Source organism: Enterococcus sp. MSG3290 (genome assembly GCF_050555565.1).
Classification (GTDB): Bacteria; Bacillota; Bacilli; order Lactobacillales; family Enterococcaceae; genus Enterococcus_B; species Enterococcus_B faecium.
The window spans coordinates 814,105-831,255 of record NZ_CP187862.1 but is presented as its reverse complement, the minus strand read 5'-3'; the positions used below and the strand labels follow the sequence as shown (position 1 = coordinate 831,255).

At 39.3% G+C, this 17,151-nt stretch carries 11 protein-coding genes; 3 read left to right on the top strand and 8 right to left on the bottom strand.

Annotation, left to right across the window (positions count from 1 at the left end; genetic code table 11):
- Positions 1-22: 22 nt before the first annotated feature.
- The 5 genes from IGL31_RS03860 to IGL31_RS03840 form a co-directional block, all read right to left on the bottom strand.
- Positions 23-1,903, bottom strand: coding sequence for a beta-glucoside-specific PTS transporter subunit IIABC (locus IGL31_RS03860; protein WP_081156483.1), 1,881 nt, complete (start codon positions 1,901-1,903; stop codon positions 23-25).
- A gap of 96 nt (positions 1,904-1,999) precedes the next feature.
- Positions 2,000-2,851 (bottom strand): BglG family transcription antiterminator LicT, encoded by an 852-nt coding sequence (gene licT / locus IGL31_RS03855; RefSeq protein ID WP_002327764.1) that lies wholly within the window; start codon positions 2,849-2,851, stop codon positions 2,000-2,002.
- Between the two features lie 325 nt (positions 2,852-3,176).
- Positions 3,177-4,961, bottom strand: a complete 1,785-nt coding sequence (locus IGL31_RS03850) for an ABC transporter ATP-binding protein (RefSeq protein ID WP_002377427.1) — start codon at positions 4,959-4,961, stop codon at positions 3,177-3,179.
- Complete coding sequence (locus IGL31_RS03845) at positions 4,961-6,712, bottom strand: ABC transporter ATP-binding protein (RefSeq protein ID WP_002304603.1); 1,752 nt, start codon at positions 6,710-6,712, stop codon at positions 4,961-4,963. Before IGL31_RS03845 ends, IGL31_RS03850 begins: the two co-directional genes overlap by 1 nt.
- A gap of 140 nt (positions 6,713-6,852) precedes the next feature.
- The gene (locus tag IGL31_RS03840) at positions 6,853-7,077 is read right to left on the bottom strand and encodes a YneF family protein (protein WP_002294955.1); all 225 of its coding nucleotides are present in this window, start codon (positions 7,075-7,077) and stop codon (positions 6,853-6,855) included.
- A gap of 250 nt (positions 7,078-7,327) precedes the next feature.
- Here IGL31_RS03840 and IGL31_RS03835 point away from each other — a divergent pair, with 250 nt between their 5' ends.
- Complete coding sequence (locus IGL31_RS03835) at positions 7,328-8,914, top strand: Nramp family divalent metal transporter (protein WP_086299809.1); 1,587 nt, start codon at positions 7,328-7,330, stop codon at positions 8,912-8,914.
- A gap of 65 nt (positions 8,915-8,979) precedes the next feature.
- On the opposite strand, the gene IGL31_RS03830 is transcribed toward IGL31_RS03835, so the two are convergent.
- Positions 8,980-10,755 (bottom strand): hypothetical protein, encoded by a 1,776-nt coding sequence (locus IGL31_RS03830; RefSeq protein WP_002294959.1) that lies wholly within the window; start codon positions 10,753-10,755, stop codon positions 8,980-8,982.
- A gap of 212 nt (positions 10,756-10,967) precedes the next feature.
- Positions 10,968-11,870: a deoxyribonuclease IV gene (locus tag IGL31_RS03825; RefSeq protein ID WP_002300683.1), complete on the bottom strand. Its 903-nt coding sequence runs from the start codon at positions 11,868-11,870 to the stop codon at positions 10,968-10,970.
- 278 nt (positions 11,871-12,148) lie between these two features.
- Here IGL31_RS03825 and IGL31_RS03820 point away from each other — a divergent pair, with 278 nt between their 5' ends.
- On the top strand, positions 12,149-14,494 hold the full coding sequence (locus IGL31_RS03820; RefSeq protein ID WP_002333732.1) for a transglycosylase domain-containing protein: 2,346 nt from the start codon (positions 12,149-12,151) through the stop codon (positions 14,492-14,494).
- Positions 14,495-14,830: 336 nt separating this feature from the next.
- On the opposite strand, the gene ccpA is transcribed toward IGL31_RS03820, so the two are convergent.
- Positions 14,831-15,832: a catabolite control protein A gene (gene ccpA / locus IGL31_RS03815; protein WP_002291653.1), complete on the bottom strand. Its 1,002-nt coding sequence runs from the start codon at positions 15,830-15,832 to the stop codon at positions 14,831-14,833.
- Between the two features lie 209 nt (positions 15,833-16,041).
- Between ccpA and IGL31_RS03810 the strand changes: the two genes are divergently transcribed.
- A complete protein-coding gene (locus tag IGL31_RS03810) occupies positions 16,042-17,148 on the top strand; it encodes an aminopeptidase P family protein (protein ID WP_002296134.1) in 1,107 nt (368 codons plus the stop codon).
- Positions 17,149-17,151 lie beyond the last annotated feature (3 nt).

Genomic DNA, 17,151 nt, shown 5'->3' with positions numbered 1-17,151 from the left:
AGTCCATTCTTCACCTAACCGTTCAGGTCAGTGCGGTGATAAGTGCATCGTCTGGCCCGACCGTCTCCCCTTGGTTTTCCAAAATATCCAAATAATCCGTGTAATTGGTGACGATCACAGGTGTTTCTAAACTGTATCCTTCCTTTTCGATTTTCTTTTTGTCGAAGCGTAGCAACAGATCGCCTTGTTTCACTCTTTCTCCTTGCTGCACTAAGCTTTCAAAATATTTCCCTTCCAACTGCACAGTATCCAATCCGACATGAATCAGCAATTCCAGCCCTGTTTCAGAAACCATTCCGATTGCATGTTTCGTCGGGAACAGGGTCATAACTGTTCCGTCAAAAGGGGCACGTACTTCTCCTTTTTCAGGGTAGATCAGGATCCCTCGACCTAATGTTCCTTGAGCAAAAGCTGCATCCTTCGCTGCATTTAGTGGAGCGATTTGTCCTTGTATCGGTGTTTTTACAATTTCTTTACCTGATTTTTTCTGTATATCATCTGTTTCACCTGCTTCATCCTTCCAAAAGAAAAAAGTCAGCGAAAACCCGATTACCGAAGCAATAGCAATGCCGATAAACGCTTGAAACATACCACTGGCGTCTGTTTCCGTGATGTAGTTTACCACCCCAAAAATCCCTAACCCGCCCATTGTGTAGCTGATTGTTCCAGATGCCATCAAATAGATTCCTGAAACAGCACCACCAATCATCGAGTAAATAAATGGCTTCTTCTTCGGTAAGGTGATTCCATAAATGGCCGGTTCTGTTACGCCGAAGATTCCTGAAATCACAGCTGGCATGCAAAGCGCCTTCATTTTTTGATCCTTGAACTTGAAATACATCGCCAATACCACTGCTGTCTGTGCAAAACTCGCGCCATAAACGCCTACTAACATCTGACTCCACCCATTTTGCGCTAGCTGCATAATCGCAAGAGGGATAATACTCCAATGAAGTCCGAAAATCACCAGTACTTGCCAAAGAAACCCTAGAACTGCACCATACACAGCTGGAGAAAAGTCCATCAATGCTTGGAATCCCGTGCTTAATAGATCTGTCAGTATACTGACAATCGGACCGATAATCAAAAAGCCAGCAGGAAGTGCGATTAATAACACAGAAAAAGGAACCAAAAAGGTCTGGACGACTGCAGGAATCCATTTCTTGGCAATTTTTTGGACTTGTCCGGCAAATGCGATAATGAAGATAACAGGTACGACGCTACTGGTATAACTGCTGCCCACCCATGGGATACCCAAAAATGTTTCATAAGCCGGAAGACCCAGTAAGCTATAAGGCGCAGGACTGCCATCAGGGAAACCACTTTGTAGTGCTGCTCCTTGTACAGTCGGATAACAAAGTGCTGCACCAATCACGAGCCCCACCATCGGATTCAGATGAAATTTTTTCGCTGCTGTGTACCCTAAGATCACTGGCATGAAATAAAAAATTGCATCCCCTATCCCATTCAGCATGATGTACGTACCCGATCCTTCAGTATAAAATTTGAGAAACAAGAACAAAGCATTTAATCCTTTAACCATTCCCGCTGCAGCCAAAGCACCTAAAAAAGGCTGGAAACAGCCACTTAATATGTCGATTAATCGATTGAACAGATTACTACTTGAAGAAACCTCTTCTTCTGCTTCATCGGAAATCCCGGCTACTGTCAGTACTTCTGCATAGACATCTGGCACATGATTCCCGATTACAACTTGATATTGCCCGCCGCTTTTCATGATGGTGACTATCCCTTCCATCTTTTTCAAAACATCATCCTTTGCTTTATTTTCCTCCTTTAGTTTGAAACGAAGTCGCGTCACACAGTGTGTCAAGCTACGGATATTTTCTTTTCCTCCGATATTCTTTACGATGTTTTCTGCTAATTCCTGGTATTTTCCCATTTCTATTCCCTCCAATTAATTAGTGGAAGGTTTAGCCAACTGAATGTCACTACCCTTATTTTCATACGTTCTTGTTAATTTGTCCTCCTTTTTTATTTATTTACAACGATTCTCATGCACTAAACGCGCAGTATGGATCGTTAAATACATTTTTTCATCCGTGGACATCTGGTAGTCGAAAGCACCGGTTAAAAAGTCTGCTATTTTCTCAACGCAACCAAACGTATCCTTATATTTTTTTTGAATAACTTGGAACAATTCTTCAGAAACTTCTCCATCTTCTGATTTTGCTCCATCTAGGACACGTGTCAGAAAAAAACGCAGGTGTGTGACGAATCGAAAAAAGTGGACTGAATCTTCATCAAATGTAATCTTATAGTAATAGCGGACGATATTTAAAATATCCTGTATTGTTGTGGTAAACAGGTAGGTATTGTCTTGCTGGCTTTGAATGCCTTGTGCATTGACTAAATGCAATGCGATAAATCCGGCTTCGTCTTCTGATAACTTGATGTGGTATTTATCCGAGATTTTCTTCACTGTTTTTTTCCCAATGGCATACTCTTTAGGAAACAGTTGTTTGATATCATACAGCAATACATTTGGCACAAAGATCCCCATTTTTTGACGTTCGATAGCTGTATACAAGTGATCCGTCAATGAAATATACACAGAATCATTTAAATGGACTTGCAGAGCCTCTTTTGTATATTCAATGATTTCACAAGAAATTTCTAAGTACTCAAGAGGAATCGCTTGTGCCAATTCTTGGAACTGTTGTGAAAGTCCGTCATTTGTCAACTGAAATTTTTTGTCGATGCATGAGTCAAGAATCGGGTCACCCACCTTCTTTTTGAATGCCAATCCTTTTCCCATCACAATCATTTCCCGATCTCTTTCATCCCTTGTTATTACGACGTTGTTATTCAGTACTTTCTCAATCAGCATGTTTTGCTCCTTTCCATGATATATAGGGCTGTATCCAAAACAAAAAGAAAAACCCAAAAAGCCGTCCATGAAACCATGGGAGACTCATCAGGTTTAGCTTGCATCAGGCAATCACTATCCAAGTTGTATCGTTTTCTTTATATTATCGAAAGCAAACGATTTTGTCAACGCTTTCTTAGGGGCTATTAGGCACTTCTGACTAGCTGACGTCGTCTTTTTTAAATCTGGTAACTACGACACTAACTCTCACAGATGAAAAATATGGGAAGCTATGTTTTATTTTCACTCTAGTGCTTAGGTCAAAATGCTACTGTCACAACATCTTTTATATACCACTGCTTTGCAGTTTGTACATATCTGCATACAAACCATTTTGCGCTAGAAGTGTTTCATGATTCCCGCGTTCTACTATATGACCTTTGTCTAAAACTAAAATCAATTCTGCATCTCGAATCGTTGACAGCCGATGGGCAATCGCAATCGTTGTCCGTCCTTGTCGCATTTTCGCCAATCCTTCTTGGATCAATCCTTCTGTTTCAGTATCGATATTTGCTGTTGCTTCATCCAATACTAGAATTTTAGGATCAGTCACGATTGTTCGCGCAAAAGTGATCAGCTGTCGTTGTCCACTAGAATAGCTGGCACCATGTTCGATCACTTTTGAGTGATATCCTTTTGGTAATTCATCGATGAATTTGTTTGCTTGAACAAACTCAGCCGCATGGCGTATCTGTTCGTCTGTGATAGCTGGATTCATCATCCGAATATTTCCTGCGATATCCCCATAAAACAAGAAAGCATCTTGCAAGACCAGCCCCATTTTCTTACGTAACTCTTCCATTGGATATTCTCGAATGTCATGATCATCAATCAATATCTGACCTTCATAAAATTCGTAAAACCGCATCAACACATTGATGATCGAGCTTTTCCCACTTCCGGTGTGTCCCACTAATGCAACGGTCTCTCCCGGATTAGCAACAAAAGAGATATTGTTTAATACATTGTGCTCTCCATCATAAGAAAAGCTTACATTGCGAAACTCAATCTTACCTGAAGTAATCATTTGATCTGCTCCAGGGTTTTGTTGTGGTGCATATTCTTCTGTATCCATAATCTTCAAGATACGACTACCAGCAACCATCCCATCTGTGAAGATGCTCAAAAAGTCCATCATTTGAGACATTGGATTAAAAAATCCCTGGACATAGGTCGTAAATGCATAGATCAGTCCAACTTCTACGGGAGAATGCAACGCATCGATCCCAAACAAAGTCAACACCAACGCAATCGCCAATGCATATAGAAAATTGATGATTGGACTTAACAGAATCGAATTCGTTTTGATCATCGCATAACGCGTGTCTAAATACTCATTGTTCACTTGTTCAAATTCTTTAGCTAAACGAGCTTCTTGGCGAAACTGCTGGATAATACGCATGCCGGAAATCGATTCATTCAATTTCGTATTCAGCTGACTTAATTTTTCTCGCATATTCCGGTAAATACGAGAACTAAATTTCTGGTAATACCAGATGACGATTCCTAAAATTGGCAAGAACACCAAAGTCCACAAGGCAATTTCTCCATTGATTTGAAACATGGCAATGAATGAAGAAACGACTGCAAAGATCCCAGTCAATACCATCAAAAAGACGTACCAAAATTCAAATAGCGTTTCTGTGTCATTCGTCACTCGAGAAACGGTTGATCCTGCCGGTGTCTGATCAAAATAACGCATACCTAGTGTATGCAGCTTTTCAAATAATTTTACCCTAATATACTGATAGGTCTTCAATGAAGCCATGGAATACAAATACCATTGGAAAAACCAAATGATACTTTTTACTATGACTCCAAATAAGTACATACCAGCAAAAAACAAAATAACTTGTGTCGTAGCCGACTGTTTAGCCAGATGATCATCCATAAAAGTTTGGATGATCCTTGGCAATAGGACATTGATCACAGACAGAGCAAACGCAAATAAGATAGCAACGATGAACGTTCTTCTAAAAGGTTTGGCGAACTTCATCAGTCGTGTGATAATCTTTTTCTGTTCTTTAAGTGGAATCGATTTTGTCCATTCCGATTGATAATTTTCATCCATCAGGCCTCGCCTCCTTCTATCTTCGCTTCTAATTGCTGTTTCTCCCACATTTGTTCATACCAGCCGCCTAGTGCAAGCAGCTCATGATGGGTTCCTCGTTCAATGATTTTCCCTTGATCGACAACAATGATTTCTTTTGCATGCATCACGCTACTTAAACGGTGAGCTGAAATGATAGTTGTTTTCTCTTTTCTTATTTCTTTTAAATTATGCAAGATAGCTTCTTCTGTTTTGGCATCTACTGCAGAGAGTGCATCATCTAATATTAATAATTCAGGATTTTTGATCAATGCTCGAGCAATCGAAATCCTTTGTTTCTGTCCGCCAGATAAAGAGACTCCACGTTCTCCAACTAAGGTATCATAACCTTTTGGTAATTCCTTGATTTCATTGTTGATAAATGCTAAAGAAGCCGCATGCTCTACTTCTTCTTCTGAAAGTTTTGGATTAGAAAAACGGATATTATCTCGAATGGTCATCGAAAACAAGAAGTGATCCTGAGGCACATAGCCGATTGATCCTAATAAAGCATTCAATGAATATTCTTTGATCGAACGTCCGCCAAATTGAATTTTCCCTTGATAATCATCGTATTCACGCATCAGTAATTTGATGATCGTCGTTTTTCCCGCACCAGTTTTCCCAACAATACCTAATGTTTCTCCTTCTTGGATCGCAAACTTGATTTGTTCTAATGCTGGTGATTCTTCTTTCGGATAATTAAAAGAGGAAATAGCTACATTCAGCTCGCCTTTTGCCGGGGTCTGCACTGCACCCAGTTGTTCCACGATATGCGTTTTTTCATGCAAAAGTTCATTGACGCGATCATAAGAAGCATTTCCTCTTTCCAATACGTTGAACAATCGACCAATCGCAAACATCGGCCAAACAAGCATACCGATATAACTAATAAATGAGACCATCTGCCCGATCGAGATCGTGCCTTCCAAGACATACTTTCCACCTAAAATAATTGTTGCAACATAAGACAGACCGATAATCAAGGTAATGAATGGATCAAATAAGGAGTCTAAAAAATTGACTCGTTTGTTTTTAATAATTGCATCTTCAATCTTTTCTTCAAAATCCGCTAGATCTTCTTTTTCTTGTCCAAATGTTTTAATGACTTTGATCCCAGTGATACTTTCTTGTGTCTTATCATTGATACTAGAAAAAGCTTCTTGCGAATCACGAAAAGCATCATGGAGTTTTGACCCCAGCACTCGCGAAGTGACGGCCAGCAAAGGCAGAGGAATCAGCGCAATCAGTGTTAAGCGCCAATCAATAAACAAAATCATCGCAATGATCGTTGTTCCGCCCGTAATCACTGAATCTGCAAAGGTCAAGATACCAGCTCCTGCTACATTCTGGATCGCATTCAAATCATTCGTTGCATGAGCCATCAAATCCCCAGTCCGATATTTTTGGTAAAAGAGATTGTCCATTTCTGTAAAATGTTTGAATAACTGCTGCCGAAGTTCTTTCTCCAACCGAGCTGCACTTCCCCAAATATTCGTCCGCCAGATATAACGAAAAAGATATTGTAAAAAAGCAGCGATAATCAATAGGAAGATCCACCCGAAAATGATCTTTACTGATAAATTTTTATCGGCAATCTCATCAATGATGATCCCAATCACTTTTGGAGGAACTAACTGTACCAAGGCCACTGCGAATAGCGAGAAAACCCCAATTAAATAATGTTTCTTTTCCTGACGAAAAAACCAGCCTAACTTTCTAAAAATCGACATTTTACTCCTCCTTTGTCTTTATCAAGAGCCTAGGATTGTCTGTGCTTGTCTTTTTGCTGAATAATCTGAATAGTCTAACAAATTACGAAATAAAAAACGGACTGAAAAAATCAGCCCGTAAAAAGTCGTTGGGTCAGAACCTATTTTTTCCCTTGGTTCTTCATTTGCTGCATCATCTGGCGAATTTTCTTCTCAGATGGTTTTTGCCCCATTGACATCATCATTGATCGCAACATGTCCTCATTAACGGGAGGATTTTTTTCTAAATAGTCTTTCATATATTTACGCGCTAGGAAAAAGCCACCTACTGCGCCGATTAGCAAAGCAATAATAGCAATAAGTACGACAATACCTGTTGATAACATATAAATCTCTCCTTTCTATTTCCGAATTGCTCTCAATGACTTATTTTACTAAAGTTTATTGAAAAAAGAAAGGCGTATTCTTTAGTTTCATGCAAAAAATAGTGGTTTTTTTAGAGGAGAACAAAATTTCTTTCGTCATTCAGCAAGACGCGCCACGAAAATAAATTAGGCATACCGAATCTTTTTCTTTAATTTTTTCTTTTTGAGGTGTAGAATGTAATCGTAGATAAATAGGAAAGGTGGTTTTTTCTTGAATAATCAATCCAACAAACAATTTCATAAGCATCGACTTATTGAACATACAAATGGTTTATCTTTAGCTGAAGTAAATGGAACAGTTGATGTACCAAAGGGGAAAAGTTTTTTTAAAACGCTTCTTGCTTACTCTGGACCAGGTGCATTAGTAGCAGTTGGTTATATGGATCCAGGTAACTGGTCCACTTCGATCACTGGTGGACAAAATTTCCAATATTTATTGATGTCAGTTATTTTGATGTCTAGTCTGATTGCTATGCTTTTACAGTATATGGCAGCAAAATTAGGAATCGTGACCCAAATGGATTTGGCCCAAGCAATCCGAGCACGCACAAGTAAGACATTGGGTGTCATTTTATGGATCTTGACTGAATTAGCCATTATGGCAACAGACATCGCAGAAGTCATTGGTGCAGCAATCGCCCTCTACTTACTTTTTGATATTCCATTGGTGATTGCCGTCTTTATTACTGTATTAGATGTTTTCGTTCTCTTACTACTGACAAAAGTCGGGTTTCGTAAGATCGAAGCACTGGTTGTCTGCTTAATTTTCGTCATTTTATTCGTTTTTGTCTATCAAGTTGGCTTGTCTAACCCAGATTGGCACAGTTTATTTGCTGGCTTTATCCCTAACAGTCATACATTCTCAGACTCACCGGTCATCGGCGGCGAAACTCCGCTGACTGGAGCTTTAGGGATTATTGGTGCAACAGTCATGCCGCATAACTTATATCTTCATTCAGCAGTTTCTCAAACTCGGAAGATCGATCACCAAGACGAAGAAGATGTAGCACAAGCTGTACGTTTTTCTACTTGGGACTCTAATATCCAATTGTCGATGGCTTTTCTAGTCAATGCACTGCTATTGATCATGGGTGTCGCTGTCTTCAAAACCGGTTCTGTCCAAGATCCTTCCTTTTTTGGTCTGTATGAAGCTTTATCTGATCCATCAGCTATGAGCAATGGTATCTTGATTGCTGTAGCAAAATCTGGTATCTTGTCCACTTTATTTGCTGTAGCACTTCTTGCTTCTGGCCAGAACTCTACTATTACTGGTACGTTGACCGGTCAAGTCATCATGGAAGGATTCATCCATATGCGTATCCCGATTTGGCTAAGAAGACTGGTCACACGGTTGCTTTCTGTGATTCCTGTATTGATTTGTGTTTTGTTTACAAGTACAAAAGGAACGATCGAAGAACATACCGCTTTGAATAACTTAATGAATGAATCCCAGGTGTTCCTGGCTTTTGCGTTGCCGTTTTCGATGATTCCTTTACTGATGATGACCAACAGCCAAGCGGAGATGGGTAGCCGATTTAAAAATTCATTCATCGTAAAACTTCTTGGCTGGTTCTCTGTGATTAGTCTAACTTACTTGAACTTACGAGGATTACCAGGACAGATCGAAAGTTTCTTTGGTGAACAAGCCACTTCCGCTCAACTAGCATTGGCTGATCACATTGCTTATATAATCATTGTTCTTGTCCTTCTCCTGTTGGCATGGACGATTGGTGATTTATATAAAGGAAACAAAAAATATGAACAACGTTTGCAGGAAACGATAGAAGAAATCGAATAAAAACTGATTTTTCCACACAAAGACCCTTGATAGTTAGGTTAAAAATCTAGCTACCAAGGGTCTTTTTATTTAGAAGATAAAGCTTTTTTCAGATTTAATTTACTGAAAACTAGCATGCTTGTTACTACGATGAATTGCGTTAATGGCACGCCTGCGCCAGTGTAAACACTTAAAAAATAATCCTTTTTTTCTGGCGCATAAGAACAAAACCACGAGACACCGAAAAGAAAAACCAATTGTGTCAGTATTAATCCGGTGACCACAATCAAAGAGGAACTATAATAGGCACGATCAGCTTTTGCAAATACGGTTCCTAGTATCATAAGTAATATCCCTGCTATTGAAGCAATCAGCACGGGAATAGCCAGAACTTGGTAAATTTTTATGATGACATTCGCGACTTTTGCTGATTTTGTTAATTGGAAATTAGGTGTTCTCGGTTCATTACTATCGATCCAATTCTCCATTAGCGGAAGGTTTAATAATTCTTGAGCCTGTTTGACTTGTTCTTGCGTTCCGAAACTATAATTTCCTCCTTGATGGAAATCTTTATATCGCCATGCATAAGCGTATCCTGATTGAAGGAAATCGAATACGATTGGCAGATCACTCATCGTCTTTCCATCACCTGATCCCATCAGATAGAACTCTTTTTTCTTTTTGATGGTTCCCTTGTGATAGGCTTCTTCTAATTCTTGGTTGACTTTTTTCCAAAAATCATTGGTTTCTTTTGCATTGTTTTGGTAATAACCAGATTCGCTTACCACATCTCGCAATGCCCAAAAGATGATATCTCCGGGTAATTCTTTTACTTTTCCACCTTGGGTCCACGCGTGAGTCGTATATAATTCGTCAATACGGGTAGAAACAGTATGGAATGTAGGAGATGCGGCTAATGCTTTATTTAGTGCAGCATGTGAGACCCATATCTCACTGTTTTCTTTATTCAAGTTCGTTTCATCATCTATTCGGATCAGTTGTTTCATCAAACGTCCAAATTCTCCACTGGAACGGTCATTGATGGTTGCAATACCGTATGTTGTCTCATTTTTATATTCGATCCACTGATAGACGATGGAAAAGCCAACTATAGGAAGTAAAAACAATGAAAGTTTCAGCCATTCCCGTTTCGAGAGAAGAAAGAGTCGTTTTTTTAACTTCTTTACTTCTTTGAAAGAAAAGTCTTGCCCTAGCAAGATCTGGACGAAACTGATACCCAAAGCTACTACAGTAAAAGGAAGAAGCCAGATAGAATCTTCGCGAATGAACCAAAAGAAAGGAAAAGCGACAGAAAGCCCTAAAAACCATGGCAGCAATTTTCTGCTAGAACCGTATTTGCGGTAATAAATAGCTAGTAAACAAGCGATAATGATCTCAACAGCCGGAATCACGAGGGCATTACGATACGTTCGAGTGGAATATTCATGTGTAAAACTAATCGGAGAAAACAAAAAATAAAAATAGATACTTAAAAGAAGATACTTGTTCTTCACGATCGGTTTAAACGCGAGTGCAACCAATATACTGGCAAAAATACTGAACATGCCGAATAAAACTGCATAAGAAAGATGCAGTTTATGTGCAAGTACTAAAAATAAGCTGTAGGAGATTCCTTTGGAAAGTGTTGTAGTCGTATACTCCCCTAGCCATTTACCGTCCAAAATATTTTGAGCATAGCGAATCAGCAGCTGGTCATCATAGGTTGCTGACATGTCTGTTCCATAGATTGCTTTACTATATAAATACAAACGAATAATTGTAAATAATAGGGCTATGCCAAGAATAAAGTATGTATGTTTCTTTTTTAGTTGGTTGATCAAGGGTTTTAAAGTGTTCAGCATCTTTTCGTCCTTCCAATCACGTTTTGCCACTTGCTTGTGAAACTTTTCGTTTTTTTACTTTTCTACCAGTATACCTTGTTTGTCTAAATTTAAAAAGAGGGGGGAGAAGATGCATGATGAAAAAGACTGCAAAAAGTACTCCTTTGTTTCTTAAACAAAAAAGGACAAGGCAATGTGCCTGGTCCTTTTTTGCTGCTGTCAGATAGAAAATCTTAGAGTATCACTTCTTCTGCTAATAACTCAGGAAACACTTCTGGATCAAATGTTTGCGCTTTGAACATGGCGATTTCTTTTCCATATGGTGCGTAAGCTTTCTTTTTATCTTTGCCGACATAGGGAGTTTCCAAGATTTTCGAAATATTGTCAAACATTGGATCATGGACGATCTTATTCAGCGTGTCGAATCCGATTGTTCCAAAACCAATATTGGCGTGCCGGTCTTTATGCGAACCTTGCGGATTTTTAGAATCATTGATATGGAGTACTTTAAGCCGATCTAACCCGATGATCTTATCAAACTCTTCCATTACACCTGAAAAGTCTTCTTTAATATTATAACCGGCATCATTCGTATGACAGGTGTCAAAAGTAACGGATAATTTTTCATTCAATTTTACTCCATCGATGATTTGCGCTAATTCCTCAAATGTTCGACCGATTTCCGTACCTTTACCTGCCATTGTCTCCAAAGCGATTTGTGCCGTCTGTTCTTTTGTCAAAACTTCATTCAAGCCTTCAATAATTCTAGCAATTCCGGCTTCTGTTCCTGCCCCTACATGAGCACCTGGGTGAAGTGTAATTTGAGTAGCGCCTAAAGCTTCCGCACGAACAATCTCTTCTCTCAGAAATTGGACGGCAAAAGGAAACATTTCTGGTTTGATCGTATTCCCCAAATTAATGATATAAGGGGCATGAACGACGATATTTGTTAGACCGTTTTCTGCCATGTACGCTTTTCCGGCATCAATATTCATCTCTTCGATGGCTTTTCTTCTAGTGTTTTGAGGGGCGCCTGTATAGATCATAAAAGTCGAAGATCCATAACTGGCTGCTTCTTCTGCTGCTCCTAACAGCATTTTCTTTCCGCTCATGCTGACGTGTGAGCCTAATAACATGGATGGATTCCTCCTTGAAAGGCAATTGTTACTAACAATTCCTATATATTGGTAAGATGATATACAAAGAAAATGATTGATTTTTCTTTGCCCTGTTCTCCATAGTAACTGAAATTTTCTCTAAAGAAAAGCTTAAGAACTCTTTTATAAAAAAGATCATTTTCTCACGTTTTAACTCCTTTAAAAAAGAAATTCCTGCCAAAAACAGCCTTGTCTGTTTTTTTGTTCTATTATTTGCTATAATTAGCGAAATAAAACCATTAGTTGAGGTGACCCTTTTGCCACGCAAAAATACTCGAAAAAAACAGAATAGAAGAAAAAAAGAAAAATGGTTTGTTCCTAAGATTATTTTTAGAGTTTTTCAATCATTGACTGTTTTTATTACTGTTCTTCTTTTGATGTTCGCAGCTCTAGGTATTGGAATAGGCGCTGGCTATTTTGCCTATCTCGTCGAAGACACACAATTGCCGACTAAAAAAGCACTGCAGACAGAACTAGGAAACATTACAGAAACGTCAAAGATTGTTTATGCAGATAATACAGAGATATCAAAAATCCAGACAGATCTGATGCGCACGACTATTTCATCTGATAAAATTTCACCTTTATTGAAAACTGCAATTATCAGCACAGAGGATGAATACTTCGATAAACACCAAGGTTACGTTCCTAAAGCTGTTTTACGAGCATTAGTATCTGAAGCTACTGGTATTGGCTCTTCTGGTGGATCAACTTTGACACAGCAATTAGTCAAACAGCAGATCCTTACAGATGAAACAACATTCAAACGTAAAGCAAACGAGATCATTCTTTCTGCACAAGTAGAAAAATACTTTTCAAAAGATGAGATCATTGCTACGTATTTGAATGTCTCACCATTTGGTCGTAATAATAAGGGACAAAACATTGCTGGAGTCCAGGAAGCTGCAAGAGGAATCTTTGGTGTAGATGCAAAAGATGTTACTCTGCCGCAAGCTGCTTATATCGCTGGATTACCCCAAAGCCCGATCACGTATAGTCCATACACGAACACAGGTGCGCTAAAAGAAGATCTTTCTGCCGGCCTTGCCAGAAAAGATTTTGTTTTATTCAGTATGTATCGTGAAGGCCAAATCACGAAAGAACAATACGAAGAAGCAAAAGCCTATGACCTTACAAAAGACTTTCTACCACAACAAATCGCAGAACAGACTGACAGAGAATTCTTGTATTATACTGTGATGAATGAAGCAACAAGAATCATTGCACAACAATTGGCTGAAAAAGACAACGCTGATATGTCTGATTCATCGATCAGTGACGCTTATTATCAAAAGGCACAGCAAACGATCCAAAATAAAGGATATACAATCCATTCGACAATCGATAAAGATGTCTATGCTGCATTGCAAAATGGCGTTGAAAATTATGGATACATGTTAGATGATGGTGCTGGCAGTCAAGTAGAAACCGGAAATGTATTGATGGATAACAGAACTGGCCGCATCTACGGATTCGTTGGCGGACGGAATTACAGTCAGAATCAAAATAACCATGCCTTCGATACAGAACGTCAAGCTGGCTCATCAATCAAACCAGTTCTTGTTTACGGACCTGCAATCGACATGGGGCTTATCGGATCAGAATCCCGTGTATCAGATTATGCAACAACTTGGCAAGAAGGAGAAAATGCTGGCGAGAAAATCGTCAATGCTACTAACGAAGGATCGAACACCTTCCAAACCGTCCGTGAGTCACTAGAATGGTCCAACAATATCCCGGCTTATCACTTATATCAAGATGTGTTGAATTCCGGTGGATCGAAACAATATGCTTACGAGCACTACTTGGCAAAGATGAACTACCCGGCAAATGACAATTGGGGCGTTGAATCTGCTCCTTTAGGTACAGTAGATGTCACGACGCTTCAACAGACCAACGGATTTCAGGCTTTAGCAAACGGCGGGGTCTATGAAGAAGGCTATATCATCGATTCCATCACAGATAACGCAGGAAATGTAATTTATAAACACGAAAGCAACTCTGTCCGGATCTATTCGGAAGCAACGGCATCGATCATGAATGATATGATGCGCAGTGTGATCAATGCAAAAATCACTACACCATTCAAAGATGCCATCTCAAGCTTAAACGGAAATCTAGGAAAAGCAGATTGGGTCGGAAAAACTGGTTCTACCAATGAATACCGAGATTCATGGCTAATTGTCTCTACTCCGTCTATTACCATCAGTAGCTGGGCAGGGCACGATGACAATACTGGAATGGACAGCAAAGCAAGGATACGTTCGGCTAATTATCTTGCCAATCTGATCAATCAAGCTTACCAAGCAAAACCTGACATTTTTGGCACTGATGAGAAATTCGAATTATCATCTGATGTGATGAAGAAAAAAGTATCTGGATTTACTGGTCAAACACCTGGAAAAGTTACTGTCAATAAAAAATCCATCCAAACACCAGGAAAAACAGTTGAATCGCTATGGGCGAAAAATGGACCGAAGAAAAGCGCCTTTAAGTTTGGCGTTGGCGGTACCGATGAAAACTATACAGATTACTGGAACACCGCTTCAGCTTATGCAAGAGCGAATCAAGCAACCAAAGAATCAGATGAGAAAGATGATTGATTTAATAGAATACACAGTAATAAGGGAATGTGACAATAGTATTGTCACATTCCCTTATTTTTTTGATGGTGGTGAACAAAATGCAGCATCTATACATGGATTGTTTTATATACGATAAATGTAATTTCAACCACTTTCTCTCTTTTTTAAGACACAAAAAAAGGATTATAACAAAATTTTGTCATAACCCCTTTTCCCGAATAGACGGTGTTCTCCTGCCAACTCCGAATCACGAGTCACAATATTCATCAAACATGAGATGCTGTTTTTTGAAATTGCTCCTTGTAACGCAGAGTTAAACGGCAGGCACACAACCTCTGAATGGTTGTCCTTTTATTATTTTGTAGATCCTTTTTCTTCGATTCCATAAGGCAAGATAATCGTTTTTTCTTCGACTTCTTCTTTATTCATCATTTTCGTCAATAGGCGCATAGATACCGCCCCTAAATCGTATAATGGTTGTGTGATACTTGTTAAACGAGGACGAGCTACTTCTGTCAGTAGTGAATTGTTACTTGTGATGATTTCGAATTCTTCCGGTACTTTCACGCCACGGTCTAATAAACCATCCAAAATACCGATGGCTAATTCATCATCTGAAACATAGACAGCTGTTGCACCGCTATTATGGATCCGATCGACTAGAGATAGACCATCTTTGAAGTTGTATTGTGCTTCAAAGATCAATCCTTCGCTATATGGCAGGTTATTTTCGCTTAATGCTTCTTTATAGCCTTTCAGACGATTTTGTCCATTGATAGGATCGATCAACGCACCACTGACAAAAGCGATTTTTTTATTGCCGCTTTTTGCCAATTTGTTTACTGCATCTTTTGTTGCTGATACATAATCAATGTTTACGCTACCTACTTGTTCATCTGGATCGATAGAGCCAGCTAATACAACAGGAGTTTTTGAACGTGAAAATTCTCCACGGATTTCGTCTGTGATATGGTGACCCATGAAGATCACGCCGTCCACTTGCTTAGCCAGTAAGTTATTCAATACATTGACTTCTTTTTGGTCGTTACCATCTGAATTTGCTAAGATAATATTGTATTTGTACATTGTTGCCACATCATCGATACCACGTGCTAAAGAAGCAAAGAACATATTGCTGACATCAGGGATGATTACCCCAACTGTTGTTGTTTTCTTACTTGCCAAGCCACGCGCAACTGCGTTTGGACGATAATCCAAGCGATCGATAACTTCCAAGACTTTTTTTCTTGTTGCTGGTTTGACGTTTGGATTGCCATTTACGACACGTGAAACAGTAGCCATCGAAACATTTGCCTCTCTCGCTACATCATAGATAGTGATTGTTTGCTTTTCCATTTGTGTTCTCCTATTCATATTTTATATGTTTTCTGAAAATACGTCTTACATTTCTAAAATAGAATATCAAATAATCTCAAGAATTGCAACCGTTTTATCTCTGTTTTCATGAAAATTTTTACTTTTTTCAGTTTTTAGAACGTTGGTCTTTTAATAAATCAGTGGTACAATTATTGAATACAAAATTAATTTAGAAAGTAGGTTGCCAAATGAATAACGTAAAAATCAATGAACTACGTCAATGGATGGCACAACACCAAGTCGAATTGGCTTATATCAGCGACCCTGGCCACATCGCTTACTTTTCCGGATACGAAAGTGATCCTCATGAGCGTGTACTAGCTCTTTTTATCCCTCTTGAACAAGATCCTTTCCTTTTCACTCCTGCTTTGGAAGTTGAAGATGCTCAAAACAGTAGTTGGGCGTATGATGTCCGTGGCTATTTAGACAGCGAAAACCCTTGGGAGATCATCGGAAAAGAACTTCGTGCTCGCTATGGTCAGCCTGGCAATGTAGGGATTGAAAAGAACGCCTTGACTGTCGAGCGCTTCGATGCTATCTCTGATATCTTGACGGGAACGGATTCTTACACTGATCTAACTTCCATCATCCAACGTCTACAACTGATCAAAACTCTAGAGGAAAAAGACAAACTGATCGAAGCTGGTAAATGGGCCGATGTTGCATTTGAGATTGGCTTTAAAGCAGTGAAAGAAGGCGTGACTGAACAAGCGATCATTGCAGAAATCGAATACCAATTGAAAAAACAAGGTGTTTCACAAATGTCTTTCGACACATTAGTCCTTGCAGGAGCAAATGCTGCAAGCCCTCATGGTACACCAGGAAACACGAAGATTTCACCGAATGAACTTGTGTTATTCGATCTTGGCGTTGTTTGGAATGGCTATTGCAGTGATGCTACTCGTACAATTGCTTATCAAAAACCAACCGACTTCCAAGAAAAAATCTACAACATCACTCTTGAAGCACAGCTTGCCGCACAAGAAGCCGTCCGTCCAGGTGTGACAGCAGGTGAACTTGATCAAATCGCACGAAACGTGATCAACAGCTATGGCTACGGCGAATATTTCAATCACCGTTTAGGTCATGGGATCGGAACAACCGTCCACGAATTCCCTTCCCTTGTAGAAGGAAATGACTTAGTAATCGAAGAAGGGATGTGCTTCTCTCTTGAACCAGGAATCTATATTCCTGAAAAAGTAGGGGTACGTATCGAAGACTGTGTATATGTGACAAGCGATGGCTGTGTGCCATTCACGACTACACCAAAAGAATTACTTGTTTTAGAAAAATAAGAG

Coding starts and splice junctions, on each gene's coding strand:
- IGL31_RS03840 (WP_002294955.1), bottom strand. CDS start 7,077: ATGTTATCAACAGGTATTGTCGTACTTATTGCTATTATTGCTTTGCTA.
- IGL31_RS03850 (WP_002377427.1), bottom strand. CDS start 4,961: ATGGATGAAAATTATCAATCGGAATGGACAAAATCGATTCCACTTAAA.
- IGL31_RS03845 (WP_002304603.1), bottom strand. CDS start 6,712: ATGTCGATTTTTAGAAAGTTAGGCTGGTTTTTTCGTCAGGAAAAGAAA.
- licT (WP_002327764.1), bottom strand. CDS start 2,851: ATGCTGATTGAGAAAGTACTGAATAACAACGTCGTAATAACAAGGGAT.
- IGL31_RS03830 (WP_002294959.1), bottom strand. CDS start 10,755: ATGCTGAACACTTTAAAACCCTTGATCAACCAACTAAAAAAGAAACAT.
- ccpA (WP_002291653.1), bottom strand. CDS start 15,832: ATGGAAAAGCAAACAATCACTATCTATGATGTAGCGAGAGAGGCAAAT.
- IGL31_RS03825 (WP_002300683.1), bottom strand. CDS start 11,870: ATGTTATTAGGCTCACACGTCAGCATGAGCGGAAAGAAAATGCTGTTA.
- IGL31_RS03860 (WP_081156483.1), bottom strand. CDS start 1,903: ATGGGAAAATACCAGGAATTAGCAGAAAACATCGTAAAGAATATCGGA.
- IGL31_RS03810 (WP_002296134.1), top strand. CDS start 16,042: ATGAATAACGTAAAAATCAATGAACTACGTCAATGGATGGCACAACAC.